Raw genomic sequence first — 26,710 nt, forward strand, 5'->3', positions numbered from 1 at the left:
GCGACATGTCCGGCGTCTGCCTCCGCTCGCGTTGGGTGCTCTACTACATGAAGACTCCGATGGTTGCCAGCCGACAGAGCTGGTTTATTCGCAACCGCATGACGCTACTGACGCTTGCCGTCGTGCTCGCCTATGCCGCCTTCATCGAATGGTTCTGGGGCTGGAGTTCGATCCTGGCGCAATGGGGCAAGGTCGGCGCCTTGCCCATCCTGCTGGCACTGGCGCTTTTGACCGGCACCTATTTTCTGCGCACCTGGCGCATCTACGATTATTTTCCGAAGGAGACCGGCGGCCATTTCGCCGCACTCTTCCGCGTGACGCAGGTCCATAATCTCCTCAACATAATGATGCCCTTCCGCGCGGGCGAGACCAGTTTCCCTGTGCTGATGCGCTCGGAATTCGGCATTCCTCTCGCCCGTAGTACTTCAGCGCTGTTTGTCATGCGGCTGTTCGACCTGCATGCGCTGCTGGCCGCAGCCGGTATCGGCCTTGCTCTTGCCTCGCCCTATCCCGCACTTGCCTGGATAGTCTGGATTGCCTTCCTGCTCCTGCCGGTTATCGGCTTTGCTCTGCGCCGGCCGCTGATCCGTTTTGCCGCGAAGGTATTGCCAAAGAAGGCGCAGGGATTGGTGCATGAGCTGGAGCGCGGCTTGCCCGCCGACGCCGGCGCCTTTGCCCGCGCCTGGCTGACGACGGTGGTCAACTGGTTGGTGAAGGTCGCGGTGCTCGCCTGGGCGCTTGGCCTGATGAATGTCACGCCGCTCTCGGCCAGCTTCGGCGGCGCGCTCGGCGGCGAGCTTTCGTCCGTGCTGCCGGTGCATGCGCCCGGCGGCGTCGGCACCTATCCGGCCGGTATTACCGCCGGTGCGATGGCGTTCGGCGCCTCGGGCGCAAAGGCGGCGATCGATAATCTCGCGCAGGCCAGCATCAACGCCCATCTCCTGATCGTCGTTTCTGCTCTGACGGGGACAGCACTCGGCCTGCTCGCCTCCCGGAAGCGTGCCTGATCGAGCCTACCGCCTGGTCTTGCCGGCAAGTTCGGCCAATCGTTTGCGCAGGAATGTTTGCTCGGGCGCCTGGTGGCAAAGCGAAAGTGCGGTTTCGTAAGCTTGTCGCGCATCGTCGTCGCGGTTGAGCTGGCGCAGGAAATCGGCTCTTGCCGCGTGGGCGAGGTGATATCTCGCCAATCGATCCTCGCCAAGCAGACCATCGACGATCCGCAGCCCAGCGGCCGGTCCATCGCAGATCGAAACGGCGACAGCCCGGTTGAGCTCGACCACCGGCGACGGATGAGCCACCAGCAACAGATCGTAAAGCGCCACGATCCCTCGCCAGTCGGTCTGGTCCGGCGTTGCCGCGCGCGCGTGCTCGGCGGCAATTGCCGCCTGCAGCGCATAGCTGCCGACGCTTTCGCCGGCCATTGCCTCGGTCGCAAAGGCCAGTCCTTCGCGGATTTTCGCGCCGTCCCAGAGCGCACGGTCCTGATCGGCAAGCAGAATGAGATCGCCGGAGGGGCTTGCCCGTGCCGACCGCCGCGAATCCTGCAGCAGCATCATCGCCAGCAGGCCTGCCACCTCCGGATCGGGCAGGAGCGTCAGCAGCAGGCGGCCGAGACGGATGGCCTCGGCGGCAAGGTCGGCGCGGACGATCGTTGCGCCTGAGGAGGCGGAATAGCCCTCGTTGAAGACGAGATAGATGACATGCAGCACCTGCGCCAGCCGTTCCGGCAGTTCTGCTTTTGCCGGGACTTCATAGGGAATATGGGCGGTGCGGATGCGGTTCTTGGCACGGACGATGCGCTGGGCGACGGTCGGCGCCGGAACAAGGAAGGCATGGGCGATCTCTTCCGTCGTTAGGCCGCAGACCTCGCGCAGCGCCATGGCCATCTGCGCCTCGGCAGGGATGAGTGGATGGCAGCAGGTGAAGACCAGCCGCAGCATATCGTCTTCGATCTCCTGGCGCTCGGCGATCTCCATCATCTCGCCCTCCGGATAGAAGCTGTCGGCAATATCGGCCCTCGAGGCGTCGAAGCGTGTACGCCGCCGGATGTGGTCTATCGCCCGGAAGCGACCGGCGGAGACCAGCCAGGCATAGGGGTTGGCCGGTATCGTCTCCTCCGTCCATTGCTTCGCTGCGGCCGCGAAGGCATCGTGAAGCGCCTCTTCTGCCCGGTCGAAATCGCCAAGCAGGCGGATCAGCGTCGCCAGCGCGCGGCGCGACTGGCTGCGGTAGATATCGTCGATAATTGCGTTCAGGGACACGGCGTCAGCGTTCCTCCGCAAGGTCTCCCCGAAGGGTCAGGATACGCACCGGACGAATCTCGATGGCGCCGTAACGCGCCGAGGGAATGTGTTTGGCGATATCGGTTGCGCTCTCCAGATCGGGCGCCTCTATGAGGTAGAAACCGGCCAGATGTTCCTTCGTCTCCACGAATGGCCCATCCGTCACCGAAAACGTGTCGCCATGTGGTCGGATGACGATCGATTTGTTTCGGAGTTCCAGCGCATCTGAAACAATCAGGGTGCCGTCCTGCCGCAGGTCCTCGTCATAGACGAAATGCTCGCCGATCAGATGGTTCATCTCGCTTTGCGTCAGCCGTCCGTCGACGTCGACGGATGTGTAGATTAGGCATAGAAATCGCATCACTCTCTCCCTTGGCGACTATTCATCCGGAAACCGGATGTCGAAGGCTGCACGGACCTCAATCATGCCGTAACGGGCGACGGGGAAGGTGGCGGCGATGCGGGTCGCTTCGTCGATGTCCTTTGCCTCGATCAGCACGAACCCGCCGAGATGTTCCTTGATCTCGGCGAAAGGACCGTCGGTAACCGTGGCTTCGCCCTTGCGCACCCGCACCGTCCTGGCGGTCTCCGGCTCCCGCAGGGCATTGGCGACGATGAGATGCCCGCTGTCGCGCAGCCTGTTGTCGTTGTCGATGGACTCCTGCTTCAACCGCCGTCCGTCTTCTTCGGTAATGGTCGCGATCTCGGCGGTGTCGAACCAGACCTGGCAGAGAAATTTCATCGTCGTCTCCTCAGAGTTCGAGGCCGAAGGAGTAGATCGGCCGCACCTCGATGGCACCGAGCTTCGCCAGCGGAATGCCGGCCGCGACGCGAATGGCGTCATTCAGATCCTTGGCGTCGATCAGGATGAAGCCGCCGAGATATTCCTTGGTTTCGATGAAGGGGCCATCCGTTACGGCTGTCTCGCCGTTGCGGACGCGCACGGTCACCGCCGCGCTTGGCGATTGCAGCGCCTCGGCGTGGATCATGTGCCCGCTTGCCATCAGATCCCGGTCGTAACCGAGCGAATCCGAATCGAGCCTGTGCTTTTCCTCTTTCGTCATGGCATCGAGCCTCGTGCCGTCGAACCAGACCTGGCAAAGATATTTCATCGCAGCCGTCTCCTCTTCCATTTGCTGACAGCCATAGACGAGCGGGCCGCGCGCAAATCGACATCCTTTCAGGCAGCATGACAAAAAAATTCAGCGCTGTCGAAAACAGCCGAGGCCGGTCGACAACATCCGTCATCACCAAAGGAGAGGCGGACATGCACACCCTGGAAGCAGCGCTCATCTATCACTGGCACAGGAAGACACTGTCGGAGGAAGAGATACTGCAAATGTTGAATCCCCGCGAAGTCATACTTCGCACGATGATCGGATTTGCCGTTCTTGCCGTGGTGATCCTATGCTTGAGTTGGACCGCCGAGCCAAACAGCGAACGGCCGCAAGTTGCGGCCGCTGCTCAGACGTATGCGGTATCTGCGGAAGGGCAGTAACGCGCAGGCCCTATCGCGTTATTGAAACGCCGTCTCGAAGAAGCTGCGCAGCTTGCGTGAATGCAGCTTTTCCGGCGGCATTTCGGCCAGCTTCTGGATGGCGCGGATGCCGATTTGCAGGTGCTGGTTCACCTGGGTGCGGTAGAAGGCGGTCGCCATGCCCGGCAGTTTCAGCTCGCCGTGCAGCGGCTTGTCCGAGACGCAGAGGAGCGTGCCGTAGGGAACGCGGAAACGGAAGCCGTTGGCGGCGATGGTCGCTGACTCCATGTCCAGCGCCACGGCGCGGGCCTGCGACAGGCGCTTGACCGGTCCCGCCTGATCGCGAAGCTCCCAGTTGCGGTTGTCGATCGTGCCGACCGTGCCGGTACGCATGATGCGCTTCAGCTCGAAGCCTTCGAAACCGGTGATTTCGGCAACGGCTGCTTCCAGCGCCACCTGCACTTCGGCAAGCGCCGGGATGGGCACCCAGACCGGCAGGTCGTCGTCGAGAACGTGATCCTCGCGCATATAGGCATGCGCCAGTACATAGTCGCCAAGCCGCTGGCTGTTGCGCAGGCCGGCGCAATGGCCGAGCATCAGCCAGGCATGCGGGCGCAGCACCGCGACGTGGTCGGTGATCGTCTTGGCGTTGGACGGGCCGACGCCGATATTGATCAGGGTAATGCCGGCATGGCCCTTCTTTTTCAAATGGTAGGCCGGCATCTGCGGCAGCCGCGGCGGGGTCGTGTCGCCTTCCGGCTGGCTGGAGCCGGCCGGCGTGGTGATGTTGCCCGGCTCGACGAAGGCGGTATAGCCATCGCCGCCCTTGGCCATGAGGTCGCGCGCCCAGTTGCAGAATTCATCGACGTAGAACTGATAGTTCGTGAACAGCACGAAGTTCTGGAAATGCTTCGCGCTGGTCGCCGTATAGTGGGACAGGCGGGCGAGCGAATAGTCGATGCGCTGCGCGGTAAACGGCGCGAGCGGCGAGGGCTCGCCCGGCGGCGGGATATATTCGCCGTTGGCGATTTCATCATCCGTGGTGTTCAGGTCCGGCGTATCGAAGAGGTCGCGCAGCGGAATATCGGCGAAACCGGCGGCGGATGCCTCCACATAGGCGCCTTCGCCAAAGGCGAAATGCAGCGGGATCGGCGTCGTCGATTCAGACACCACCACCGGCACATTATGGCTGCGCATCAAAAGCGCGAGCTGTTCCTTCAGATAGTGCTTGAAGAGCTGCGGGCGGGTGATGGTGGTGGTGTAGACGCCGGGTGCCGTAACGTGGCCATAGGAAAGGCGCGAATCGACGTGGCCGAAGCTGGTCGTCTCGATGCTGACCTGTGGGTAGAAGGCGCGGTAGCGCGCCGTGATCGGCTCACCATTGGCGAGCTTGGTAAAATTATCGATCAGGAAGGCGGTGTTGCGGTCGTAAAGCTCGGTCAGAGCCTCGACTGCCTTGCCAGGATCGGTAAAGCTCCGCGGCTGAAACGGGCTGGGAGACGAGATTTCGAGGGGCGAAAAGGGAGAGATTCGGTTGCTCATGCGCTATTATATAGTGGCATCTTTAACAAGCAAACGACGTTGCAAGGCATGGTCTGGGATTTTCGCAGCTATTTTTATGCCGTTGCGCAGTTCAGTTCCTGAAAATCGGCCAGAAGTCCCCGACTATTGCACCGTGGTGCAATAGGGGGCTCCCGTTTGCAGGCAAGTGAAGCTCGCGCCGAAATGCGATTGCGCGCCGCTGCGGCCGGTATGTTCGACCGCCATCGAAAACGTGAATGCAAAGACGGCGGCAAACAGCATGATAACTGCGAAACGCCATGCCATGATGATCGTGTTCATATCCTTGGCCCTACCCGTGCCCTATACTGGACACTGTTTTGCCATGGTCAGCCTGAACGGGTGCTGAGATACCGGTTCATCCGGCGTTCAGGAAGATGACCGGGAAAATGGACCACGCCAGTCCGGCGAAGGCGCTTTGATCACGCCTTCGTCGAAGGCTCGTTAAGCATGGCTTCGATGTTGTAGCCATCCGGATCAAGAACAAAGCAGGCGTAATAATTTGGCGTATATTCCGGTCGCGGGCCAGGTGCGCCATTGTCCGCGGCTCCCGCCTTAAGAGCAGCGTTATAAAATGCCTCGACTTCCGCCTTGCTCTTGACCCGGAAGGCGACGTGCAGATGTGTCAGTGGTGGCTTGCTATCCGTTTGCTGAATCTCGAACAGACTGCCCGCGCCAACGTCGAAAGCCCAGAACACGCCCTCCTTTCCAAAGGAAAGGTGATATCCCAAAGGGGCAAGCGCTCGCTCATAGAAGAGTTTGCTCTTCTGTAGATCGCTTACTGCGATGGTTATGTGGTCAATCACGTTGCGCGTATCCTCGAAGATATAGTTATCGACTGCACGAGGGCGCGTTGTCCGCCCTCGCTAAGCTGTTTCGATGAGGCGAGGGGTCTTTAAAGCCGCGTCCAGGTCTGCGATTTGCAGAAGACCTTCAAGACGCAGCCCTGCATCTTCAAAGCGTTGCCTTTCACCGAGCCGGAGCCCGCATAGGTCTTGTCGGCGGCCGGGTCGGTGATCTCGCCGGTATAGGTGCCGCCCGCGCCATGCATCTTGCCGATCTGTCGGCCGGCATATTTGCCGTTCTTCAGCGTCACACAATATTCGCCGCCGCAGGATGTGATGGCGGCGGTATCACCCGCCTCGGTCTTCCAATTACCGACGATCTGCTCGTCGGCAAAAGCGGTGTCTGCGCTGAAAACCAGTGCAACGGCAATGATGGTCGTGCGGATCATATCTTTCCTCCCCGAAAGTCTCCCGTTCCCATAGCCGGGGTCGCGGTGAAATTATCTGACGCGAACGTAAAGGTAAATATGCTTTTCAAGCGCAATTTCCTCAGGTTCCAGCCCCGTTCGTCACACCGGAAAACGGCAAGTCTTGTTTCGCTGGCTCTTTTCATGGTGAAGGAAGGGTTTAAATCCAGATCTTAACAATGCGTAAAGCTCGCTCAAAAGTCCTTAATTTGCAAGGGAAGCGATGTTTAACAAAATCCCAAATTTACCAGGCATTTGTACTTTGTTTGCATCGAATTAAGCATGCATTTTAGCCGTTTTTTGAAAGCCGTCTGCGATAGTGAAGCCATCAAACGAGCGGGGCAAACCCGCCGACCGTAAGGACCATCAAGCTGCGATAGATGGCAAGGTCCGGACGGAAAACAGGGCAGACGCAACGAGACTGAAACAGGGATAAAACCGATGGCACGCTTCGAAATTCCGATGTCTGAAATGGCCATGATGGGTGGCAACAGCGCCGATGCCCTTTGTGAACTGGGCGTCAATTATGCAACCGGCAGGGGCTGTAAGGCAGACCCGGTTGCCGCCCATAAATGGTTGAATATCGCCGCCATCAAGGGCAGCGACCGCGCCGCCGAGCTTCGCGCCGATGTCGCCGCCACGCTGACCAAGATGCAGCTCGCCGCAGCGCTCCGCGCCGCCCGTGAATGGATGACCATGCACTGAAGCGTGCCACAAAGAATACGACAATAATAACCTCAAAAGAGGGGCGACCGGCAGCGAGCGGAGAGGCGCGTTGCCACCAACAGGGAGACCGCGACCGGCCGGAAACAAGGCCGGCGCGGTTTTTTGTTGCTCCAGCTTTAGCCGATCGCCTTCAGAACCTTCGGCAGGGCTTCCGCCAGAAGGTCGAGATCTTGGCTAGGCCCGACGCTGATGCGGATGCAGCGGTTGAGCGGCGCCACGCCCGGCATGCGGATGAAGACGCCGTGCTGGATCAGCCCGTCGACGATCGCGCGGGCATAGGTCCCGTCGCGGCCGCAATCGACGGCGACGAAATTGGTGGCGGAGGCGAGGGGTAAAAGCCCATTGTCACGGGCGATCATGCCGATCTGCTCGCGGGCCGCCTGGATCTTGCCGACGACTTCGGCGAGATAGGCTTGGTCCTTCAGCGCGGCAAGCGCGGCTGCTGTCGCCAGCCGGTTCATGCCGAAGTGATTGCGGATCTTGTCGAAGGCCAGCACCGTTTCCGGCACGCCGATGGCATAGCCGACCCGGGCGCCGGCAAGGCCGTAGGCCTTGGAGAAGGTGCGGGTGCGCAGCACGTTCGGCAGATCGATCAGCGTGGAGATATCGGGCAGAGAGCTGGCCGGCCCGGTCTCGCTATAGGCCTCGTCGAGGATGAGCAGGCAGCTTTCCGGCAGGGCGCGGGCAAAGGCGACGATCCTGTCGGCATCCCACCAGCTTCCCATCGGATTGTCGGGGTTGGCGAAGTAGACGAGCGGCGCATTCTCTCGGCGGACCGCGTCCAGCAGTCCATCCAGATCCTCGCGATCGTTGACATAAGGTACCGTCACCAGTCGTCCGCCGAAGCCGACGACATGGAAATTGAAGGTTGGATAGCCGCCGAGCGAGGTGACGACAGGTGTTCCCGGTTCGATGACCATGCGGGCGATCAGGCCGAGCAGGCTGTCGATGCCTTCGCCGACGGCGATGTTCGCCTGTTTGATGCCGAGATGTGCGGCCAGCGCCTCCTTCAGCGCGAAATTTTCCGGATCGTTGTATTTCCAGATGTCACCGGCATTTTCACGCATCGCCTCAATGACGGAGGGAGCGGGGCCGAAGCCGTTTTCATTGGCGCCGATGCGCGCCTGAACGGTCAGCCCGCGCTGACGCTCGAGAGCTTCCGGTCCGACGAAGGGCACGGTGGAGGGAAGGGCGCTGATCAGCGGGGTGAAGCGCGAAAAGGCGGACATTCTGGCTGGTTTTCCCGAATTCTGTTGCAAGGCGCAGCACAATAGGCGCTTGGCGGGCGGTTGCAAGAGCGGAAAAGGCCACTGCATAATTCCTTAAATCGGCATCGATTTAAGGATAAAATTATGCAGCAGATTTAAAGTGCTACAGCGACCTTTGCGCGTCAAATGTGACGCGCGTTGCTGTAGCGCTAGGCGCGCGCAATTCGCTTGCCACGCGCGGCAAGCGCTTCGGTGTTGCCGATCATGAAATCGGCACGAACGACGCGTCTCAATGTTTCCGGCTCCAGCAGATTGATGAAGCGGACGTAGATGCGATTGTCGATCCGGCTGACCTCGGCGCAGGCGATGCGATAGGCGAGACCGAGGATGTTGAGATAGTAATGCGCCGGCAATCCCACGGTCGTGCCGACAAAGAAGCTGGCACCTCCCCGGGAGATATCGACGATCTCCGCGCTACGCACGGAAATGCCCGTCAGGCAGGGTCGCACGGCAATGAGACGTGCTGGACGCTGAACGTGGAATCGTTCCCAGCTTCGTTCATAGACTTCGGATTTGACTTTCGCCAGATGCGTTGAGCGAAGCATTGTCATTCCCCGTTGGAGGCGGCCCGAATTCATCTCGGTACAGCATGAACCTTGCACGGAGGTTTTGCATAAGCGTCAATCGTGCCCGTCGAATTTTAATGAATCGACGCTTTCGCGGCCGATCGGGCCGCTGTGCTTACCGAATATGCCGATTTTTGAACCCTTCGGGCCATGAGGCGTTCCCTCCCATCGGCAATTTTAGCCGTGGCATGAAAGCATGAGGACAGAGATGATGGTCGACATCAGGATTGCAGGCGGGACATGGGTTGTCATTTGCGACGGCGCCAAGGCATTGTTTTTGGAGAATGCAAGCAGTGATCTGAAGCTGGACTTGAAGACGCGCGAAATCCTCGAGCAGCCGAGTACGCCGGATCGGGAGCTCGGAACGGGTAAGCCGGGGCGCAGCCATCAAGCCGCGGGTGTTGGCGGCAGTGCCGTGCAGGAAACGACATGGCAAGATCAGGCGGAAGAGGAGTTCCTGAAGGGTGTGGCGACGAAGATCGATATGCTTGTGCAGAGCAAAGGCATCAAGAACATGATCCTCGTGGCACCGCCTCAGGCGCTTGGCGTCCTGCGACCCCGATTAGGGGCTCATTCGCAAACAGCCATCGTCGCCGAGCTTGCCAAGGATCTGACGAATTTCCCGGTTGATCAGATCGAGCGTTATCTGGCCGCCTGAGAAGAATAGAAAGGCGCAAACCGCCTTTCCCTGGCGTTTTGAGCTACCCCGCATTCCGGCGCCTTGTCTTGACAGGGGCTTCGGCTTCGACCATACGAAGGATGGTTCGAGGCGCCGGCCGCTCGCGGATGAAAATCCACGGTGAAGCCCTCGCGAATATGGTCACAGCCATTCAAGGCGTGCTGACTGACGGTAATGCGAGCCCCGATTTGCAGTCGTAGATGCATGCCTTAGCAAAGGCTGATACCGTGACGACGATCTATCCGTCCATCGATGAACTGAAGGCGCAAGCCAGGCGTCTGCGCCAGGCCATGGCCGAGCGCGGCAACGATATTGCCCATAGCGCAGCGCTGGAGCTGGTTGCCAAGCAACATGGTTTGCGCGACTGGAATACGCTGTCGGCGCTCGCCGCAAAACCGAATGTCGCGCCGAGCGTGCCGTTTGCCGTCGGCTCCGCCGTTCGCGGCCGCTATCTGAACCAGCCCTTCACCGGCAAGGTTCTGGCCCTTTCGGAGCAAGCGGGTGGGCTCCACAAGATCACCATCCATTTCGACGAACCGGTGGATGTCGTGACCTTCGAAAGCTTTTCGGCCTTTCGCCGACGCATCAACGCCCAGATCGACGCCGACGGCATTTCGCCGAGAAAGACGTCGGACGGCGTGCCGCATTTGTTACTCGACATCTGACAATCCTCTTTTTATCGATGGATCGCCGCCGCCACAGGTGGCGCGCGATGCCGCGTGGATATTGCCATGACCAAGCATTCCGAAAACAATATCTTCCTGACAGGCTGGCTGCCGGGCGTCTTTGCCCGTACAGCCGCACCGATCGTCATGCTTACCACCATCAGTGGCCTGTTTGCCGTCGTTGACGCCTATTTCCTCGGCATCTATGTCGGCGCGGACGCGCTGTCTGCGGTGAGCCTGATCTTCCCGGCGCTCATGCTGCTGATCGCCCTGCAAGCTCTGGTTTCGAACGGTATGGCGAGCATTTTGGCGCGCCGCCTGGGGGCGGGGGATCGCGCGGGAGCGGGAAAAGTCTTCACTGCGGCCCATGCCCTTGCCCTCGCGGTCGCAATCCTGGTCAATGCCGCCTATTGGACCGTCGGCCGGCATGTCATCGCCGCGAGTGCGGCCGGCGACGCCACGGTTGCCGCCAATGCCAATGCCTTCATGGGAGTCATGGTCGGCTTCGCACCGGTCAGCTTTCTCTTGCAGCTGCACACCGACGCGCTGCGTTGCGAGGGCAAGATCGGTTTCATGACGCTGGTGACTCTTGCTTCGACGCTGCTCAATATCGTCGCCAATTGGCTGCTGATCGCGGTCGCGCATTGGGGTGTCATCGGGTCGGCGGCTGGCTCGATCGCGGCGCAATTCATCTGCGCGACGATCATTCTCGCCTATCGCTGGCGCCATCCCGCAGCACTCCGGCCCAGCATGACGGGCGCGGTCTCGGAATGGCTTGGAATCCTCACCTTCGGAGCGCCGATGAGCCTTGGCTTCATCGGCATATCACTGAGCTCGGCGGCAATCCTGTTCAACCTGTCGATCTGGCATGAGCGCGATTATGTCGCGACGGTCGCCGCCTACGGGATCATCACCCGGATATTGACTTTTGCCTATCTGCCGCTGCTCGGCCTCAGCATCACCCTGCAAACGATCTCCGGTCACAATCACGGTGCCGCGCTTCCGGCCCGTGTCGGCCGCAGCCTGCAGATCGCGATGATCTCCGCGCTGATCTATTGTGCGACGGTTGAACTGGTCGTCGAGCTGCTTGCCCGGCACCTCGGCGGCGTCTTCGTCGGCGATGCCGTCATTGTCGGAGAAGTGGGGCGGATCTTGCCCTGGACGATCGGCGCTTACTTCCTCTATGGGCAGATGATGATGCTCTCGTCCTATTTCCAGTCGATCGGCGATGCGAAACGGGGGGCGATCTTCGGCCTGTCGCGGCCCTATCTTTTCACACTGCCGCTGACATTCCTGCTGCCCTTCATCTTCGGCGAACGCGGAATCTGGATGGTGCCGGTCTTTGCGGAGGCGGGGATGTTCGCGCTCGCCTGGCTGGTCCTGTCGCGCAACGCCCGGGATCGTGGCTGGCGATATGGATTGCTGCCGGCGTAACGAAAAGGGCCGCGCTATCGAGGCGCGGCCCTTTGAGTACCCAAGGAGGCTAAGCCTTGACGAGCCACTCATGCTCCGGCGCATTGTAGAATTTCCAGATGCGCTTCGGGCCGGCCATGACGTTGAGATAATAGAGATCGTAGCCATGGCAGGCGGCGCAAGGGTGATATCCCCTCGGCACCAGCGTCACGTCGCCATCTTCCAACGCCATGACTTCATCCAGCGAGCGATCGTCCGTATAGACGCGCTGGAAGGCGAAGCCCTGCGGTGGGTTGAGGCGATGATAGTAGGTCTCCTCGAGGAAGCTCTCGTTCGGGAGATTGTTCTGATCGTGCTTGTGCGGCGGATAGGAAGAGGTGTGGCCACCGGGCGTGATCACCTCGACGACCAGCAGGGAGTGCGCCGCGCCATCGTCTTCCGGCATGATGTTGTTGACGTGGCGAACATTGGTGCCCTGGCCGCGCGTCACAGGCGGATGCGTACCCGGCGGAATGGCGCGGGCCTCATAGGAGCCGCCGCCCGGAGCCGAGCAGACGGCAAGTTCCAGCTCGGTTTCCGCGGTCACCGACCAGCTTGAACCGGCTGGAATATAGAGCGCGTGGGGCGCGCCCTCGAAGGGGCTCATACGACCGCCGAGCAGGCCGAAATCCTTAGCACCTGCCTTGGCGCTTCCCTTGCCGCTGACCCAGACCAGGCAGACCTCGCGATCGCCGGTTTCGGCCGAAGCCGTTTCGCCGGGCTTCAGCCGGTGAAGGTCGAAGCCGACATAGGTCCAGCCGGCACTTTCGGGCGTGACATGGGTGACGCGGCCATGGGAGCCATCAGGTTTGACCTTGAGATTTGGCATGGGCGTTCTTCCTCTATCCCTTGGGAAAACCTTCGGTTTCCACCGTATAACCCGCAGCCGTCATGACGCGCATCAATTCGGCATGGCCGATCTCGGCCATTTTTTGCGGAGGAGCCTTGCGCGGGTCCTGTTCGGCCTCGACGACGAACCAGCCTTCATAGCCGTAACCAGCCAGACGCTGAACGATAGCACCGAAATCGAGCGAGCCGTCGCCCGGTACGGTGAAGGCGCCAAGCGCCACTGCGTCAAGGAAGGACTGCCGGCTGCGGTCCAGGCCGTCCACGACAGGCTTGCGGATATCCTTGACGTGAACGTGGTTGATGCGGGCGTGGTGATTGTCGATGGCGCGCAGGACATCGCCGCCGGCAAAGGCAAGATGACCGGCATCGAGCAGAAGCGGAATGCCTGCACCCGAATAGCGCATGAAAGCGTCGAGTTCCGGCTCGGTTTCCACGACTGCTGCCATGTGATGGTGATAGGAGAGCGGCATGCCCTGATCGGCGCACCATTCGCCGAACTCGGTCAGGCGACGCGCATAGGCCTTCATCTCGTCATCCGAAAGGCGCGGCTTGGTGGCGAGCGGCTTGGAGCGGTCGCCCTGGATAGAACGGCCGACCTCGCCATAGACGATGCAGGGTGCATTGACCGCCTTGAACAGTTCGATCATCGGAGCGATGCGGTCCTTGTTGACGGCAAGCTCCTCATTGACCAGCGTGCCCGAGAACCAGCCGCCGCAAAGTGTCACGTCGGCGGCGCGCAAGATAGGCAGCATCACCTCGGGATCATCCGGGAAGCGGCGGCCCTTCTCCATGCCGGTAAAACCGGCGCTGCGCGATTGCCGCAGGCATTCCTCGAGGGACACGTCATCGCTGAGCTCAGGAAGATCGTCGTTCCACCACGCGATGGGCGACATGCCGAGTTTGGCCTTCATTAATAGTCTCCTTAAAGGCATCGTTTGGAAGAGCAGCAACGCTCCTCCAGAAAAATGACAGAAATCGATCAGCGGATACGCTGGGCGCCGCGCGCTTGTTCATAGGCGGCGCGGGCCTTGTTCACCTGCGGGCGCGGGCTGACCTCGGGAACGACAACATCCCACCAGTGTCCGCCTTCGCTCGTCGTGATCAGCGGATCGGTATCGATGACGAAGACCGTGGTGCGGTCGTTCTTCTTCGAGGCTTCGATGGCCTGCTCGAGCTCGGCAATGGAGGCGACCTTGACGGCAATGGCGCCCATGCTTTCCGCATGTGCCCGGAAGTCGATCTCCGGCATCACCTCATAATACGAATCCTTCAGCAGATTGTTGAAGTTCGCGCCGCCGGTTTCCATTTGCAGCCGGTTGATGCAGCCGTAACCGCGATTGTCGAGCAACACGATGTTGAGCTTGAGGCCGAGCATGACCGACGTGGCGATCTCGGAATTCAGCATCATGTAGGAGCCGTCGCCGACCATGACGATGACATCCTTTTCCGGGCAAGCCATCTTGGTGCCAAGACCGCCGGCAATCTCATAGCCCATGCAGGAGAAGCCATATTCCATATGGTAGCTGCCCGGAACCGTCGCCGGCCAGAGCTTGTGCAGCTCGCCCGGCAGGCCGCCAGCGGCGCAGACGGAAATGGCGTTTTCTCCGCCGATCGTACGGGTTACCGCGCCGATGACCTGGGCGTCGGAGGGAAGGGCGGTATTAGTCGAGGCCATCGCCTTGGCTGCAGCTTCGACCCAGATCTTCTTTTCTTGGGTCGCCTTTTCCAGGAGTGCAGCCGGTGCCCGCCAGCCGGCGAGCCCGGCCGAAAGCGCCTTCAGCCCTTCGCGCGCGTCGCAAACGAGCGGCCGGCCGTCATGCTTCGATGCGTCATATGCCGCGATGTTGAGGCCAAGGATGGAGAGCTTCTCGTTCTTGAACAGCGCCCAGGAGCCGGTGGTGAAGTCCTGGCATCGCGTGCCGACGGCAATGATCAGATCCGTGTCTTCGGCAATCGCGTTCGCAGCCGAAGTTCCGGTCACCCCGACCGAGCCGAGCGCCAGCGGATGGCGCTCGTCGATTGCCGATTTGCCGGCCTGGCTGACGACGACGGGTACGCCGTGTGTCTCTGCAAACTCCGTAAGTTCCTTGGTCGCGCGCGAATAGAGCACGCCGCCGCCGGCGATGATGACCGGCTTTTCAGCCTTGCGGATGATCGCAATCGCAGCGGCGAGTTCGTCTGCGTCCGGCTGCGGGCGGCGCGTCGTCCAGATGCGCTCCTCGAAGAAGCTTTCCGGATAATCGAAGGCTTCCGCCTGCACGTCCTGGCAAAGCGACAGCGTTACCGGGCCGCAATCGAGCGGGTCGGTCAAGACCTGCATGGCGCGCTTCAGCGCGGTGATGATCTGTTCGGGCCGGGTGATGCGGTCAAAATAGCGTGAGACCGAGCGGAAGGCGTCGTTGGCGGAGACGGTGCCGTCGCCGAAATCCTCGATCTGCTGCAACACCGGATCGGGCGCGCGGTTGGCGAAGACATCGCCGGGGAGGAAGAGCACGGGAATGCGGTTGACATGCGCAACGCCCGCAGCCGTCACCATGTTGAGGGCGCCGGGGCCGATCGATGTGGTGCACGCCATGAAGCGCTGCCGGAAGCTCGCTTTGGCATAGGCGATGGCAGCATGCGCCATACCTTGTTCATTGTGAGCGCGATAGGTCGTCAGCTCGTCGCGCACCTGATAGAGCGCTTCACCGATGCCGGCGACGTTGCCGTGGCCGAAGATCGCCCAGACGCCGCCGAAGATCGGCAGCTTCTGACCATCGATCACGGTCATCTGCTTCGTGAGGAAATGTGTGACGGCCTGTGCCATCGTCAATCGGATCGTCTTGCCCATGGGGCGCCTCCCAAATGCTTCTAAACTATTGCAGGCCGCGGGTTTTCAACCACGCCTGGGTCAGTTGCCGGAAGCGGCCAGCCATGTCGGCGATCGCTTCCTCGTCGTTCATGCCGCCCGATAGCCACGCACGGGCCGCATCGGAAAAGATCGTCCGCCCGACGGCGAAACCCTTGACCGAAGGCGCGGCCAGCGTGGCTTCGAAGCTACGGATCAATTCATCCGCAGGTGCCTCCAGGCCAAGCAGCACGATACCGCGGCACCATGGATCATTTTTGGCGATCACGGCATCGATTTTTTTCCAGGCAGCCGTCGAATCCTGTGGTTCCAACTTCCACCAGTCGGGCTTGATGCCGAGCGCATAGAGCTCTTCCATCGCGGTTGCGATCGTGTCGTCGGTGAGCGGCCCGTTCTTGCCGGCGATGATCTCGACCAGCAACTCGCGGCCGACCTTACGGGCAGCTTCGAACAGGGTGCGCAGCTTCTCCTGCTGCTCCGCCTTCAGCTCTTTCGGATCGTCCGGATGATAGAAGCACAGGCACTTGATGCAATGGTTGAGCGGCCATTCGACGAGCTGCGAGCCGATATCCTGGCTGAACTCGAATTTCAGCGGCTTGGAGCCTGGCAGTTCGACGGGGCGGCCGATCCAGGAGAAATTCTTGGTGGCGGCATCGAAGAAGGCATCGCGGCCAAAGCGCTCGTCGATCAGCATGCCATAGCCGGAACGACCGCCCGACACCCGCGCTGCCGCTTCCACCGCCAGCCGCTTGAAGGCGACGATCTTGTCATGGCCGACACCCAGTTCATCGGCGACGCTGACGAGCTGCGAGCGGTGATCGATGGCCAGCGCCATCAGGAGCGGGATGTCGCCATTACGGGTCGAGGCCCAATGGATGTGGTTGATCGCCTCATCCTTGCGCAGTGCCCGGTGCTTGCTGCCCGTCTGCAGGAAGAAGTCGAGTTCGGCCCAGGTCGGATATTCCGGCGAGCACAGCAGGCGCGAGACCGCAAAAGCACCGCAGGCATTCGCCCAGGTGGCGCAAGTCTTCAGCGGCTCGTCGCGCAGGTAGCCGCGCAGGAAGCCGGACATGAAGGCATCGCCGGCGCCGAGCACGTTGAACACTTCGATCGGGAATCCCTCACCGACGATACCGGCTTCAAGATCGTCCGAGATCGGGCCGTCATAGACGATGCAGCCCATGGCGCCGCGCTTGAGCACGATGGTCGCCGGGGAAAGACGTCGGATTTCCTTCAGCGCGCCGAGCACGTTGTCGACGCCCGAGCCGATCATGATCTCCTCTTCGGTGCCGATGATGAGATCGCAATCCGGCAGCGTCTCCCGCATCTTCGAGGAAACGCGATCCGACTTCACATAGCGCTCGAACCCTTCCGCGTGACCGGCGAGGCCCCAGAGGTTCGGCCGATAGTCGATATCGAAGATCACCTTGCGGCCGTTCGCCTTGGCGATGCGGATCGCCTTGCGCTGCGCGGCCTCGGTGTTGGGCTTGGAAAAATGCGTGCCGGAAACCAGCACGGCGCGGGAGGACTTGATGAAATCCTCATCGATATCGTTTTCGTCGAGCGCCATGTCGGCGCAGTCGGAGCGATAGAAGATCATCGGCGAGACGCCTTCGGCCTCGACCGCCAGCAGCACCAGCGCCGTCAGCCGTTCCTTGTCGGTGGCGATCCCCTGGACAGCGACGCCTTCGCGCGCCGTCTGCTCGCGGATGAAGCGCCCCATCTGCTCGTCGCCGACGCGGGTGATGAGGCCGGATTTCAGGCCGAGTCGCGCCGTGCCGATAGCGATGTTGGCGGGGCAGCCGCCGACCGATTTGGCAAAGGAGGCGATATCCTCCAGCCGCGAGCCGATCTGCTGGCCGTAAAGATCGACGGAAGAGCGGCCGATGGTGATGACATCGAGTGTCGCCTCCGGCTGAGTGCCAGGATTGTCGTGAGCCATGATGTCCTCCCGTCCAGGCATGATCCCGGAAACTCTTCAGTTTCTCCTTGGGTCATGCATCATTGAAAGTCCCGGTGCGTCTTGGTTTCATCCGGGTTGTGGTCGATTTCGCGGCCGTCTCCCGAGACCGTGAATATGAATGCAATGAAACAGCGGTTCCGAAATTTTGTCAATTCGGAATATTTATTCCATTTTAGTTTTCTGAGGTTTTCCTATCGTCTCTTTGCGCCGTCGCTCGGCAATGGCGACGGGAAAGGCCATGATCAGTGCCATGGACGCCGATAAGGAGCGGAAGCCGGCAAAATCCGCCTCGGCTACTTCGAACCAGTGGGTGGCGCAAGCGGTGAGGGGTGAAAAAGCCGAATCGGTGATGGCGATGACTGGCACGTTGCGCGCGGCAAGGTCTTGCGCCTGTAGCAGGCTTTCGGCGGCATAGGGGGAGAAGCTTGCGGCGATCGCGGCATCCCTCTCGGTCGCAAAGCGCGCGATCTCGCCGTCGATACCGTTTGGCGAGGCGACGATCTGATGACGGATGTTCAGCTTCGAAAAGGCGTAGGTCAGATGCGCCGTCAGCGGATAGGAGCGGCGTTTGGCAATCAGATAGATGGTCTCGGCCGCCGCGAGCACATCCACCGCTTTGGCGAAGGTATCGGTCTCGATGGTGGCGGCAAGCTTGTTGACCGACTGGCTGGCGGCCGAGAGAAAGCCGGAGAGAATGCCGGCCTCTTCATCCTTGATGCCGGATTGCTCGAGCGTGATCAGCCGCTCCTCATAGCTCAGCGTCCGGTCGCGCAGCCGCTCGCGGAAGATGCTCTGCAGGTCGGAAAAGCCTTCATAGCCGAGGTGATGGGCGAGGCGCACAAGCGTCGATGGTTGGACATCGGCGGCAGCGGCAATGCTTGCCGTTGTGCCGAAGGCGATTTCGTCGGGATTGGCAAGCGCGAAGGCGGCGACCTGCGCCAGCCGCTTCGGCATGGAATCCTTGCGCTCTATGATGATGCTGCGCAGGCTTTCGAAATCCCGCGGCACCTTGGTTCGCGTCTCGATACTGTTGTCCATGCCCCGCCTTTTCGCTGCTATGCCCGTTGATGAAACAAATATTCCATATTTCGAACGATAACGGATTTTGAAACAGTCGGCACGATTATTTTTAAGTGCATGAATTTGTGCTATTAAATTACGATTATTCCGATCTTCCGACATAACTGTCTAACGAGCCCGCTTGTCAAAACGGTCTAAATATTCCAAAAAATGCGCGTGCTTCAGAGGGAAGCTTATGGAGGAGACGGAAATGAAGCCATTGGGCGTTGGGTTGATCGGAACCGGCTATATGGGCAAATGCCATGCGCTGGCCTGGAATGCGGTCAAGACCGTGTTCGGTGACGTCGAGCGGCCGCGCCTTGTGCATCTTGCCGAGGCCAATGCCGATCTGGCGCGGTCGCGCGGCGATGAGTTCGGTTTCGAAAAGGCGACCGCCGACTGGCGCGCGCTGATCGCCGACCCTGAGGTCGATGTCGTCTCCGTCACCACACCCAATCAATTCCATCCGGAAATGGCGATTGCGGCGCTGGAAGCCGGCAAACACGTCTGGTGCGAAAAGCCGATGGCGCCGGGCTATGCGGATGCCGAGCGTATGCTGAGCGCCGCCAAGGCCTCGGGCAAGGTTGCCATCCTCGGCTACAACTACATCCAGAACCCGGTGATGCGGCATATCAAGCAGCTGATCGGCGAGGACGCCATCGGCGAGATCAATCATATCCGCGTCGAGATGGACGAAGATTTCATGGCCGATCCGGAAGGCCTCTTCTACTGGAAGAGCGAGCTCGCCTCCGGCTATGGTGCGCTTGATGATTTCGCCGTGCATCCGCTGTCGCTGCTCTGGTTCCTGTTCGGCCATGTCGAGGCGGTTATCACTGACATGGCAAAGCCCTATGCCGAACGCCCGCTGAAGGAGGGAGGCCGGCGGACTGTGGAGAATCACGATCTCGCCAATGTGTTGATGCGGCTCGGCGGCGGCATTTCCGCAGTGCTGATGGCGAATCGCTCCGCCTGGGGTCGCAAAGGCCGCATCGCGCTGCAGATCTTCGGCTCGAAGGGCTCGATCACCTACGATCAGGAGCGCATGAACGAATTCGAGCTTTATCAGGCGGAGGGCAGGGGCTCGGAGCAGGGGTTCCGCAAGATCCTCGCCGCTCCCGCGCACAAGCCCTATGACCGGTTCATCCCCGCGCCCGGTCACGGGCTCGGCTTCAACGATCTGAAGATTATCGAGTGCCGCGAATTGATCCGCGCCATTTCCGGCGATACGGCATCGGTCATCAGCTTCGTGGACGGCTTGCGCATCGAAAAATCGGTGCACGCCATGGCGCGTTCCTTCCACGAGCGCCGGTGGGTTGAAGTAACAGCCTAAGGGTCTGCCCTAATTTCTGCCCGATCCGAGATGCAAGGTCAGCTGCAATTGACGCTTGCAAGGGTAAGCGTTACCCCTGAAATCCATAGGCTCGACGCCCTATATCAGGACGGCGAGCCGCTATAACAATAATGGAGTAAGGATCGTGACGGGCAGATTGGTCATTGTCGGGGCCGGGCAGGCCGGATTCGCGCTTGCCGCCAAAGTGCGGGCGCTCGGAGATCTGAGGCCGATCACCATCGTCGGCGCCGAAGAAAGCCTTCCCTATCAACGGCCGCCGTTGACCAAGAAGTATCTTCTCGGCGAAATGGCCTTCGACCGGCTGCTGTTCCGCCCGGAGCACTGGTATGCCGACAACAATGTCGAGATCCGCCTGTCCACCTGGGTCGAGCAGATCAAGCGCGCCGCAAAGCAGGTCATCATGCAGGACGGCTCCGCGCTCGACTACGAGACGCTGGCGCTGACGACAGGCGCCACGCCGCGCCGGCTGCCGCCCGCTGTCGGCGGCGCCCTCGAAGGCGTCTATGTCGCCCGCGACAAGCGCGATGCCGATCAGCTCGCCGCCGAAATGCGCGCCGGCCGTCGCGTCCTGATCATTGGCGGCGGCTATATCGGCCTCGAAGCGGCGGCTGTCGCCCGCCATCGCGGCCTTGAAGTCACCCTCATCGAAATGGCCGACAGGATCCTGCAGCGCGTCGCCGCCAAGGAGACGGCCGACATCATGCGGGTGATCCACCGGGAGCATGACGTCGTCATCCGTGAAAAGACCGGCCTCAAGCAGCTCATCGGCAAGAACGGTCACGTCGTTGCCGCCGAGCTATCCGACGGCTCCACCATCGATGTCGATTTCGTCATCGTCGGCATTGGCGTCGCCCCGAACGACAGGCTCGCCAAGGAAGCTGGCCTGGAGGTCGGCAACGGCATTATCGTTGATTCGCTCGCCCGTACCTCCGATCCCTCAATCTTCGCCGCGGGCGATTGCGCCGAATTGCCCTGGAACGGCGGCCGCATTCGCCTCGAATCGGTCCAGAACGCCGTCGATCAGGCCGAAGCCGCAGCCGGAATCATCACCGGCGGCAATGCGACCTATGATCCGAAACCGTGGTTCTGGTCGGATCAATACGACGTTAAGCTCCAGATCGCTGGCTTCAACCTCGGCTACGACGAGACCCTTCTGCGCCCCGGCACCCGTGAAGGGTCGGCTTCTGTCTGGTATTTCAAGGAGGGCCGTTTCATTGCCGTTGATGCCATTAACGACGCAAAGGCCTATGTGACCGGCAAGAAGCTGCTGGAAACCGGCATCAACCCGGCGAAATCCGTTCTGGCCGATCCCGCTACGGACCTCAAGCAGCTCCTGGCCTGAGAAAGGCCGCAAGCCGGCTATCGAGTTCTTCCCTGCAGGATGCGCGTGACGTCGAATGCAGGGAGAACACACGCGCAGGCGAAAAAGGGCTTGCGTCGATAAATGAATGGCCCTATCAGGGCCGCACCGGAGAGGTGGCCGAGTGGTCGAAGGCGCTCCCCTGCTAAGGGAGTATACCAGAGATGGTATCGTGGGTTCGAATCCCATCTTCTCCGCCATTTTCCCAAAAATGCGAAAAGCCGGCTCCGCTGAATTCTTCCTTCAGCGGTTGTGAGGCACGCTCCAGGCGTCAGTCGCGACAGAGACCTTTCACAATAGCACCGTCGCCAGCACATCCACTCCACGCTCTATCTGATGCTCGTCAAGGCTCGCATAGCCGATGATGAAGCCGGCGCGATCGGGTCGGTAGGGCGCATCAGCGGCGGCATAAGTCGGCGTCACGGGATAGAGGCCGATTCGCGCTTGCCGGGCGCGTTCGATCAGTTGGCTTTCCTCGTTTGCGGATATGGTGTTGCACCAGACGATGACGTGCAGGCCGGCGTCTGCCCCGACGATCGTGAGGCGGTCGCCGAGTTTGGCGCGCAGCGCGGCAAGCAGGGTTGCCCGCCTGGCGGCATTGCGTCGCCGTGTCCGGCGGACGTGCCGTTCATAGGCGCCCGTCGCAATCAGCATCGCGGCTGCCTCCTGTTCCAGCTGTGGCGAATGACGGTCGGTGAGCCGCTTGGCGGCCGCAAATACCTCCGCCAGCTCCTGCGGCACGACCATGTAGCCAAGGCGAAGCGTCGGTGACAGCGTCTTGGAGAGAGTGCCCAGGTATATGACATTGCCCGCTCCGCCCAGCGTCTGAAGCGGTGGGACCGGTGCGATATCGTAACGGTATTCGCCATCGTAATCGTCCTCGATCACGTAGGCCCCGCATTGTCGCGACCAGGCAAGCAGCGCATTCCGGCGCCCGATCGGCATGACGCCGCCGAGCGGGAATTGATGCGAGGGCGTTACATAGGCCAGCCGCGCATCGATGGCCTGAAGCAAGTCTGTCCTCAGTCCTTCGTGATCGGCCGGGACCGGCACGACGGTCGCACCGATGGCCGCAAAGACATTGCGCGCCATCGCATAGCAGGGGTCTTCGATCACCACGGCGTCGCCGGGATCGACGAGCAGGCGCGTGCAGAGATCGAGCCCTTGCTGCGATCCGTTGACGATAATGAGTTGGCCCAGCTCGCAGCGAATGCCGCGCGCTCGCCAGAGATAGGCTTGCAGTGCCGTGCGGAGCGCAAGGCTGCCGCGCGGGTCGTCATAGGCCAACCGGTCCCGACGCCGCTTGACTGTGTCGTCGACCGCCCGTTTCCACAGCAATGTCGGAAAGTCCGACGCAGCAAGGTCTCCGTAGCGGAAATCGGCGATCAGCTTTGATGGATTGTGCTGCGGCGGATGCGGCAACACTTGTAGTCGCTCGCCATAGGCGGAGAGGTTGCGTCTGGTCGTTGCCGTTGAGGCGGCTCGCTCCGGAGGAGATTCGACCGGGCGCAGCATGGCGACGCGGGTGCGCGCGCCCTGCCTGCTCTCGATGAAGCCCTCAGACAGCAATTGTTCATAGGCGATCGTCACCGTCGAGCGCGCCACGCCAAGCTCGGCCGCGAGCGAGCGGGTCGAGGGCATGGGCGAGCCGGAGGCATAGATACCGTTTGCGATCTGCGCCTTCAGCTCTTCATAGATGCGGCGTGCGCCGAGCCTCGGCACATCGCCGGCCCCATCCTCTGACTGGTCTTCCATTTATTATCCAGACTGGCTGTTTATAGCATGCCAGTATGCCGGTATTGCTCCGGAAAACCAAGGATGATTTTCATGTATGTTCCGCCAGCCTTTCGGGAGGACGATCCCGCCGAACTCCATGCCATGGTGCGTGACGCGCGCCTCTGCAATTTCGTCACGGCAACCGCGGACGGATTGCTTTCGACGCCGCTGCCGCTGTTTCTCGATCCGAGCGAGGGCGAACATGGGACGCTCTACGGCCATCTTGCCCGGGCCAATCCGCAATGGAAGACGCCGGTGATCGGCGAGGCTCTCGCCATCTTCATGGGGCCGGATGCCTATGTCAGCCCATCCTGGTATGCGACAAAGCGGGAGCACGGCAAGGTCGTGCCGACCTGGAACTATGCTGCCGTACATGCCTACGGGCCGGTGGAGTTCTTCGAGGATGCGGATAGATTGCTGGAGGTCGTCTCGCGCCTGACCAATCTTTACGAAGGGCCGCGCGCCGGGCCATGGGCGGTTACAGACGCGCCAGAGCCCTTCATCAAGGCCCAGCTCAGGGGCATTGTCGGACTACGCCTGCCCATCGGCCGAATCGAGGGTAAGCGCAAGATGAGCCAGAACCGCAGCGCGGCGGACCGGGCGGGTGTCGCCGAGGGGCTCGGCAAGAGTGACCGTCCGGCGAACCGGCTCGTTGCCGGTCTCATTCCGGTGGATGACGCTTGAGACTGTCGCCGCCGCTGATCTCTCGAGGGCCAGCGGTGTCAACCAGCGTGCGGCTCGCGATACAATCGCGCAATTCCCAGAAACGCCAGCAAGGCTCCGCTTCCGAGAATAGCGGTGATCGTTAGCGCCCAATTCACGCCGATATTCTCCATCAGCAGGGCGAAGGCGAAGGGCGCGGCCGAGGAGACGATCAGGCGGACCGACATGAGCTGACCCTGGCGGGCGCCGTATCCCTCACTGCCGAAGAGGGCCAGGGGCAATACGCCGCTGACAATGCTGTAAAGCCCGTTCCCCATGCCGAACAGGACGGCGAAGGCCAATGCTCCGGGAACGGAAGGTGCGGTCAGAAGCAGCAGCGCCGCCGATGCCGGTAGCATTGCGGCGGAAATCATCGCAAGCCTGAGCTGGGACAGGTTTTTGCCGAACATCATGTTGATGAAGCGACTTGTCACCTGTGCAGGGCCGAAGAGCGTGCCGACCATGACGCCGGCAACGCCGAGCCCCAGCGCGCCGAGAAGCGGCAGCATATGCACGAGAATGGCCGAGCTGACGAAGCTCTGGAGCGCAAAGCCGATCGACAGGAGGATGGAGCCTCTTCGTCGCGCGGCGAGGGGAAGGCTGCCGTCGACCGTTGCGTTCGGTGCGGTGGCGTCGGCGTCACCTGTTTTATCGGGACGCCGGTTCAGCCGTGACAGCCATGCATGGATCGGCAGGCAGATGAAAAAGTTCATCGCCGCGAAGACAAAATATACCTGCTGCCACGACAGTGCGTTATGGAGCGCGGTGGTGAACGGCCAGAAGATCGTCGAGGCAAGGCCGGCGATCAGCGTCAGGTGGACGATGCTGCGCTGCGCGGTCCGGGGCTGTTGCTGCACGAGAAGAGCAAAGGCGGCGCCATATTGCACCAGGGTCGAGGCAATCTCGACGGCGATCAGCGCCGGCACGAAGGCGATGCCGACGGGTGCCAGGGCGCAGGCGATCAGAGCGGCCGCGGCCGCCAGCGACCCGACCGTCATGATGCGTGCGGCACCATAGTGGTCAATCCAGCGGCCTGCCCATGGCGCGGCCAGACCGCCGATCAAAAGCGCGCCCGACAGCACGCCGAAAATCCATTCGGTCGGCCATCCAAAGTCATGCGCCATGGCGGGCGCCAGAATACTGAAGCTGTAATAGAGCGTGCCATAGCCGATGATCTGCGTCAGGCCGAGCGCCGCGATGACGAGCAAGGGTCTTGCGCGCGGCGTAGCGGCGGAAGGATTCGCCGGGGATCCGTTGAGGCAATCGGTGGATGCATCCGCGAGATCGCCCGACATCAGCGCTGGATCTCGGCGACTCCCGCGACCCTGTCGCTGCGCTCGTACCAGCCCTTGGATCTGTTCACGGCCCAGACGACGGTAAGCATGACCGGCACTTCGATCAGCACGCCGACGACCGTGGCGAGTGCGGCGCCGGAATGGAAGCCGAACAGGCTGATTGCGGCGGCAACGGCAAGCTCGAAGAAGTTCGACGCCCCGATCAATGCGGAGGGGGCGGCGACGCAATGCTGTTCGCCGGCAATGCGATTGAGCAGATAGGCGAACCCGGCATTGAAATAGACCTGGATCAGGATTGGTATGGCAAGGAGTGCGATGACCAGCGGTTGCGCAACGATCTCTCCGCCCTGGAAGCCGAACAGCAGCGCCAGCGTTGCCAGCAGCGCCGCGAGCGATACCGGGCCGAGCCTGACCAGCAGCAGATCGAGAGCCTCCTGGCTGCCCGAGGCAAGCAATCGTCGGCGCAGGAGCTGTGCGATGATCACCGGAATGACGATGTAGAGCACAACCGACAGGACAAGCGTGCCCCACGGCACGGTGATGGCGGAAAGGCCAAGCAACAGGCCGACGAGTGGCGCAAAGGCGACGACCATGATGGCGTCGTTGAGCGCCACCTGGCTCAGCGTAAAATGCGGTTCGCCCTTGGTCAGGTTCGACCAGACGAACACCATGGCGGTGCAGGGCGCGGCGGCGAGGATGATCAACCCGGCGATATAGCTGTCGATCTGGCCGGCCGGCAGATAGGGCCGGAACAGCCAGCCTATGAACAGCCAGCCGAGCAGAGCCATCGAAAAGGGTTTCACCGCCCAGTTGATGAACAGTGTCACGCCGATGCCGCGCCAATGGCGGCCGACTTCGCCAAGGGCGGCGAAATCGATCTTGAGCAGCATCGGAATGACCATCAGCCAGATCAGCAAGGCGACCGGCAGGTTGACCCGCGCAATCTCGGCCGCGCCGATGGCCTGGAATGCACCGGGCATGATGTGCCCGAGCGCGATGCCGACGACGATGCAGAGGGCGACCCAGAGGGTGAGATAGCGTTCAAAGGTCGACATGGCGCCTCCTCACGCGCTCGCGACGCGGCGGCCGTGCTCGTCGACAATGCGTTCGCCGTCCTCCTTGAAGAATTCACCGAGCTGGGGAGGCAGCAGATCGAGAACCTCTTCCGACGGCCGGCAAAGCTTCACACCCTTCGGGCTCACCACGATCGGCCGGTTGATCAGGATAGGATGCTGCATCATCGCGTCGAGAAGCTGATCATCCGTCAGGCTCGGATCGCCAAGGCCGAGTTCCGCATAGGGCGTGCCCTTTTCCCGCAACAACTCGCGGGTGGCTATTCCCATCCGCGCGATGAGCTGTATCAGCATCGCGCGCGACGGCGTCGTCTTCAGATATTCGATGACATGCGGCTCGATGCCGGCATTGCGGATCAGCGCCACTGTGTTGCGCGAGGTGCCGCAGTCGGGGTGGTGGTAAATGATAACATCCATGATCTGACTCACTTTGTGTTGCGTTGGGCTTTATCCCGGTGCGCGGTTGCCTCTTGGGGTCGGGCGATTTCGTTGAAGAAGCGGTCTGAT

The 26,710-nt window shown here is 61.3% G+C and carries 28 protein-coding genes and 1 tRNA gene; 10 read left to right on the forward strand and 19 right to left on the reverse strand.

Annotated elements, in window-relative coordinates; genetic code table 11:
- Window positions 1-47: 47 nt before the first annotated feature.
- Entirely contained in the window at window positions 48-1,007 is a 960-nt protein-coding gene (locus tag RRH01S_RS04795) for a lysylphosphatidylglycerol synthase transmembrane domain-containing protein (RefSeq protein WP_012651164.1), read from the forward strand.
- A 6-nt stretch (window positions 1,008-1,013) separates the two neighbouring features.
- Here the strand turns inward: RRH01S_RS04795 and RRH01S_RS04800 are convergent, their stop codons facing one another.
- The 4 genes from RRH01S_RS04800 to RRH01S_RS04815 are packed head-to-tail and all read right to left on the reverse strand — an operon-like array spanning window position 1,014 to window position 3,394.
- Complete coding sequence (locus tag RRH01S_RS04800; protein ID WP_012651165.1) at window positions 1,014-2,255, reverse strand: RNA polymerase sigma factor; 1,242 nt, start codon at window positions 2,253-2,255, stop codon at window positions 1,014-1,016.
- 10 nt (window positions 2,256-2,265) lie between these two features.
- Window positions 2,266-2,643, reverse strand: a complete 378-nt coding sequence (locus RRH01S_RS04805; protein ID WP_007693164.1) for a YciI family protein — start codon at window positions 2,641-2,643, stop codon at window positions 2,266-2,268.
- Between the two features lie 18 nt (window positions 2,644-2,661).
- Window positions 2,662-3,024, reverse strand: a complete 363-nt coding sequence (locus RRH01S_RS04810) for a YciI family protein (protein ID WP_007693162.1) — start codon at window positions 3,022-3,024, stop codon at window positions 2,662-2,664.
- 10 nt (window positions 3,025-3,034) lie between these two features.
- Window positions 3,035-3,394, reverse strand: a complete 360-nt coding sequence (locus tag RRH01S_RS04815; RefSeq protein ID WP_007693160.1) for a YciI family protein — start codon at window positions 3,392-3,394, stop codon at window positions 3,035-3,037.
- Between the two features lie 155 nt (window positions 3,395-3,549).
- On the opposite strand from RRH01S_RS04815, the gene RRH01S_RS04820 reads away from it, so the two are divergent.
- Window positions 3,550-3,780, forward strand: coding sequence for a hypothetical protein (locus RRH01S_RS04820; protein WP_007693159.1), 231 nt, complete (start codon window positions 3,550-3,552; stop codon window positions 3,778-3,780).
- 18 nt (window positions 3,781-3,798) lie between these two features.
- Here RRH01S_RS04820 and RRH01S_RS04825 read toward each other — a convergent pair whose 3' ends face one another.
- From RRH01S_RS04825 to RRH01S_RS04835, 4 genes are all read right to left on the reverse strand, one after another.
- Window positions 3,799-5,301: an AMP nucleosidase gene (locus RRH01S_RS04825; RefSeq protein WP_007693157.1), complete on the reverse strand. Its 1,503-nt coding sequence runs from the start codon at window positions 5,299-5,301 to the stop codon at window positions 3,799-3,801.
- Between the two features lie 123 nt (window positions 5,302-5,424).
- Window positions 5,425-5,601 carry a hypothetical protein gene (locus tag RRH01S_RS34325; protein WP_007693156.1) on the reverse strand — a complete coding sequence of 59 codons (177 nt, stop codon included), beginning with the start codon at window positions 5,599-5,601 and terminating at the stop codon, window positions 5,425-5,427.
- A gap of 140 nt (window positions 5,602-5,741) precedes the next feature.
- Window positions 5,742-6,125: a VOC family protein gene (locus tag RRH01S_RS04830; protein WP_007693154.1), complete on the reverse strand. Its 384-nt coding sequence runs from the start codon at window positions 6,123-6,125 to the stop codon at window positions 5,742-5,744.
- Window positions 6,126-6,214: 89 nt separating this feature from the next.
- Window positions 6,215-6,553 (reverse strand): DUF2147 domain-containing protein, encoded by a 339-nt coding sequence (locus RRH01S_RS04835; RefSeq protein WP_007693153.1) that lies wholly within the window; start codon window positions 6,551-6,553, stop codon window positions 6,215-6,217.
- Between the two features lie 459 nt (window positions 6,554-7,012).
- Here RRH01S_RS04835 and RRH01S_RS04840 point away from each other — a divergent pair, with 459 nt between their 5' ends.
- Complete coding sequence (locus tag RRH01S_RS04840) at window positions 7,013-7,276, forward strand: sel1 repeat family protein (RefSeq protein WP_007693152.1); 264 nt, start codon at window positions 7,013-7,015, stop codon at window positions 7,274-7,276.
- A gap of 137 nt (window positions 7,277-7,413) precedes the next feature.
- On the opposite strand, the gene RRH01S_RS04845 is transcribed toward RRH01S_RS04840, so the two are convergent.
- Window positions 7,414-8,526: a pyridoxal phosphate-dependent aminotransferase gene (locus RRH01S_RS04845; RefSeq protein ID WP_007693151.1), complete on the reverse strand. Its 1,113-nt coding sequence runs from the start codon at window positions 8,524-8,526 to the stop codon at window positions 7,414-7,416.
- A gap of 188 nt (window positions 8,527-8,714) precedes the next feature.
- Complete coding sequence (locus RRH01S_RS04850; protein ID WP_034519021.1) at window positions 8,715-9,116, reverse strand: PilZ domain-containing protein; 402 nt, start codon at window positions 9,114-9,116, stop codon at window positions 8,715-8,717.
- Between the two features lie 226 nt (window positions 9,117-9,342).
- On the opposite strand from RRH01S_RS04850, the gene RRH01S_RS04855 reads away from it, so the two are divergent.
- The 3 genes from RRH01S_RS04855 (at window position 9,343) to RRH01S_RS04865 (ending at window position 11,909) form a co-directional block, all read left to right on the forward strand.
- Window positions 9,343-9,789, forward strand: coding sequence for a baeRF12 domain-containing protein (locus RRH01S_RS04855; protein WP_039973826.1), 447 nt, complete (start codon window positions 9,343-9,345; stop codon window positions 9,787-9,789).
- 248 nt (window positions 9,790-10,037) lie between these two features.
- Entirely contained in the window at window positions 10,038-10,475 is a 438-nt protein-coding gene (locus RRH01S_RS04860) for a glyoxalase superfamily protein (RefSeq protein ID WP_007693147.1), read from the forward strand.
- Between the two features lie 66 nt (window positions 10,476-10,541).
- Entirely contained in the window at window positions 10,542-11,909 is a 1,368-nt protein-coding gene (locus RRH01S_RS04865; protein ID WP_007693146.1) for an MATE family efflux transporter, read from the forward strand.
- A gap of 49 nt (window positions 11,910-11,958) precedes the next feature.
- Here RRH01S_RS04865 and iolB read toward each other — a convergent pair whose 3' ends face one another.
- From iolB to RRH01S_RS04890, 5 genes are all read right to left on the reverse strand, one after another.
- Complete coding sequence (gene iolB, locus RRH01S_RS04870) at window positions 11,959-12,756, reverse strand: 5-deoxy-glucuronate isomerase (RefSeq protein ID WP_007693145.1); 798 nt, start codon at window positions 12,754-12,756, stop codon at window positions 11,959-11,961.
- Window positions 12,757-12,769: 13 nt separating this feature from the next.
- Entirely contained in the window at window positions 12,770-13,687 is a 918-nt protein-coding gene (gene iolE / locus RRH01S_RS04875) for a myo-inosose-2 dehydratase (RefSeq protein ID WP_007693143.1), read from the reverse strand.
- A gap of 68 nt (window positions 13,688-13,755) precedes the next feature.
- Window positions 13,756-15,606 carry a 3D-(3,5/4)-trihydroxycyclohexane-1,2-dione acylhydrolase (decyclizing) gene (iolD, locus tag RRH01S_RS04880; protein ID WP_007693139.1) on the reverse strand — a complete coding sequence of 617 codons (1,851 nt, stop codon included), beginning with the start codon at window positions 15,604-15,606 and terminating at the stop codon, window positions 13,756-13,758.
- A gap of 25 nt (window positions 15,607-15,631) precedes the next feature.
- Window positions 15,632-17,566 (reverse strand): bifunctional 5-dehydro-2-deoxygluconokinase/5-dehydro-2-deoxyphosphogluconate aldolase, encoded by a 1,935-nt coding sequence (locus RRH01S_RS04885; protein WP_007693137.1) that lies wholly within the window; start codon window positions 17,564-17,566, stop codon window positions 15,632-15,634.
- Between the two features lie 183 nt (window positions 17,567-17,749).
- On the reverse strand, window positions 17,750-18,625 hold the full coding sequence (locus RRH01S_RS04890; protein WP_007693135.1) for a MurR/RpiR family transcriptional regulator: 876 nt from the start codon (window positions 18,623-18,625) through the stop codon (window positions 17,750-17,752).
- A 232-nt stretch (window positions 18,626-18,857) separates the two neighbouring features.
- Between RRH01S_RS04890 and RRH01S_RS04895 the strand changes: the two genes are divergently transcribed.
- From RRH01S_RS04895 to RRH01S_RS04905, 3 genes are all read left to right on the forward strand, one after another.
- Window positions 18,858-19,976 carry a Gfo/Idh/MocA family protein gene (locus RRH01S_RS04895; protein ID WP_007693133.1) on the forward strand — a complete coding sequence of 373 codons (1,119 nt, stop codon included), beginning with the start codon at window positions 18,858-18,860 and terminating at the stop codon, window positions 19,974-19,976.
- 145 nt (window positions 19,977-20,121) lie between these two features.
- Window positions 20,122-21,339, forward strand: a complete 1,218-nt coding sequence (locus RRH01S_RS04900; protein ID WP_007693130.1) for an NAD(P)/FAD-dependent oxidoreductase — start codon at window positions 20,122-20,124, stop codon at window positions 21,337-21,339.
- A 128-nt stretch (window positions 21,340-21,467) separates the two neighbouring features.
- Window positions 21,468-21,557: transfer RNA gene (locus RRH01S_RS04905), tRNA-Ser, on the forward strand.
- 91 nt (window positions 21,558-21,648) lie between these two features.
- Here RRH01S_RS04905 and pdxR read toward each other — a convergent pair.
- Window positions 21,649-23,112 carry a MocR-like pyridoxine biosynthesis transcription factor PdxR gene (pdxR, locus tag RRH01S_RS04910; RefSeq protein WP_042470210.1) on the reverse strand — a complete coding sequence of 488 codons (1,464 nt, stop codon included), beginning with the start codon at window positions 23,110-23,112 and terminating at the stop codon, window positions 21,649-21,651.
- A gap of 72 nt (window positions 23,113-23,184) precedes the next feature.
- On the opposite strand from pdxR, the gene RRH01S_RS04915 reads away from it, so the two are divergent.
- On the forward strand, window positions 23,185-23,817 hold the full coding sequence (locus RRH01S_RS04915) for an FMN-binding negative transcriptional regulator (RefSeq protein WP_007693127.1): 633 nt from the start codon (window positions 23,185-23,187) through the stop codon (window positions 23,815-23,817).
- Window positions 23,818-23,855: 38 nt separating this feature from the next.
- Here the strand turns inward: RRH01S_RS04915 and arsK are convergent, their stop codons facing one another.
- From arsK to arsC, 3 genes are read right to left on the reverse strand one after another with little or no spacing between them, the layout of a single operon-like run.
- Window positions 23,856-25,130 carry an arsenite efflux MFS transporter ArsK gene (gene arsK / locus RRH01S_RS04920; RefSeq protein ID WP_007693126.1) on the reverse strand — a complete coding sequence of 425 codons (1,275 nt, stop codon included), beginning with the start codon at window positions 25,128-25,130 and terminating at the stop codon, window positions 23,856-23,858.
- Window positions 25,130-26,185: an ACR3 family arsenite efflux transporter gene (gene arsB, locus RRH01S_RS04925; protein ID WP_007693124.1), complete on the reverse strand. Its 1,056-nt coding sequence runs from the start codon at window positions 26,183-26,185 to the stop codon at window positions 25,130-25,132. Before arsB ends, arsK begins: the two co-directional genes overlap by 1 nt.
- Before the next feature lie 9 nt (window positions 26,186-26,194).
- Window positions 26,195-26,620 (reverse strand): arsenate reductase (glutaredoxin), encoded by a 426-nt coding sequence (arsC, locus tag RRH01S_RS04930; protein WP_042470213.1) that lies wholly within the window; start codon window positions 26,618-26,620, stop codon window positions 26,195-26,197.
- Window positions 26,621-26,710: the final 90 nt, after the last annotated feature.

Source organism: Rhizobium rhizogenes NBRC 13257, from assembly GCF_000696095.1.
Lineage (GTDB): Bacteria > Pseudomonadota > Alphaproteobacteria > Rhizobiales > Rhizobiaceae > Rhizobium > Rhizobium rhizogenes.

Excerpts from the sequence above, each read along its gene's own strand:
- RRH01S_RS04795 (WP_012651164.1), top strand. The coding sequence starts at position 48 with ATGAAGACTCCGATGGTTGCCAGCCGACAGAGCTGGTTTATTCGCAAC.
- RRH01S_RS04805 (WP_007693164.1), bottom strand. The coding sequence starts at position 2,643 with ATGCGATTTCTATGCCTAATCTACACATCCGTCGACGTCGACGGACGG.
- RRH01S_RS04810 (WP_007693162.1), bottom strand. The coding sequence starts at position 3,024 with ATGAAATTTCTCTGCCAGGTCTGGTTCGACACCGCCGAGATCGCGACC.
- RRH01S_RS04815 (WP_007693160.1), bottom strand. The coding sequence starts at position 3,394 with ATGAAATATCTTTGCCAGGTCTGGTTCGACGGCACGAGGCTCGATGCC.
- RRH01S_RS04820 (WP_007693159.1), top strand. The coding sequence starts at position 3,550 with ATGCACACCCTGGAAGCAGCGCTCATCTATCACTGGCACAGGAAGACA.
- RRH01S_RS04825 (WP_007693157.1), bottom strand. The coding sequence starts at position 5,301 with ATGAGCAACCGAATCTCTCCCTTTTCGCCCCTCGAAATCTCGTCTCCC.
- RRH01S_RS34325 (WP_007693156.1), bottom strand. The coding sequence starts at position 5,601 with ATGAACACGATCATCATGGCATGGCGTTTCGCAGTTATCATGCTGTTT.
- RRH01S_RS04835 (WP_007693153.1), bottom strand. The coding sequence starts at position 6,553 with ATGATCCGCACGACCATCATTGCCGTTGCACTGGTTTTCAGCGCAGAC.
- RRH01S_RS04840 (WP_007693152.1), top strand. The coding sequence starts at position 7,013 with ATGGCACGCTTCGAAATTCCGATGTCTGAAATGGCCATGATGGGTGGC.
- RRH01S_RS04845 (WP_007693151.1), bottom strand. The coding sequence starts at position 8,526 with ATGTCCGCCTTTTCGCGCTTCACCCCGCTGATCAGCGCCCTTCCCTCC.
- RRH01S_RS04850 (WP_034519021.1), bottom strand. The coding sequence starts at position 9,116 with ATGACAATGCTTCGCTCAACGCATCTGGCGAAAGTCAAATCCGAAGTC.
- RRH01S_RS04855 (WP_039973826.1), top strand. The coding sequence starts at position 9,343 with ATGGTCGACATCAGGATTGCAGGCGGGACATGGGTTGTCATTTGCGAC.
- RRH01S_RS04865 (WP_007693146.1), top strand. The coding sequence starts at position 10,542 with ATGACCAAGCATTCCGAAAACAATATCTTCCTGACAGGCTGGCTGCCG.
- iolB (WP_007693145.1), bottom strand. The coding sequence starts at position 12,756 with ATGCCAAATCTCAAGGTCAAACCTGATGGCTCCCATGGCCGCGTCACC.
- iolE (WP_007693143.1), bottom strand. The coding sequence starts at position 13,687 with ATGAAGGCCAAACTCGGCATGTCGCCCATCGCGTGGTGGAACGACGAT.
- iolD (WP_007693139.1), bottom strand. The coding sequence starts at position 15,606 with ATGGGCAAGACGATCCGATTGACGATGGCACAGGCCGTCACACATTTC.
- RRH01S_RS04885 (WP_007693137.1), bottom strand. The coding sequence starts at position 17,566 with ATGGCTCACGACAATCCTGGCACTCAGCCGGAGGCGACACTCGATGTC.
- RRH01S_RS04890 (WP_007693135.1), bottom strand. The coding sequence starts at position 18,625 with ATGGACAACAGTATCGAGACGCGAACCAAGGTGCCGCGGGATTTCGAA.
- RRH01S_RS04895 (WP_007693133.1), top strand. The coding sequence starts at position 18,858 with ATGAAGCCATTGGGCGTTGGGTTGATCGGAACCGGCTATATGGGCAAA.
- pdxR (WP_042470210.1), bottom strand. The coding sequence starts at position 23,112 with ATGGAAGACCAGTCAGAGGATGGGGCCGGCGATGTGCCGAGGCTCGGC.
- RRH01S_RS04915 (WP_007693127.1), top strand. The coding sequence starts at position 23,185 with ATGTATGTTCCGCCAGCCTTTCGGGAGGACGATCCCGCCGAACTCCAT.
- arsK (WP_007693126.1), bottom strand. The coding sequence starts at position 25,130 with ATGTCGGGCGATCTCGCGGATGCATCCACCGATTGCCTCAACGGATCC.
- arsB (WP_007693124.1), bottom strand. The coding sequence starts at position 26,185 with ATGTCGACCTTTGAACGCTATCTCACCCTCTGGGTCGCCCTCTGCATC.
- arsC (WP_042470213.1), bottom strand. The coding sequence starts at position 26,620 with ATGGATGTTATCATTTACCACCACCCCGACTGCGGCACCTCGCGCAAC.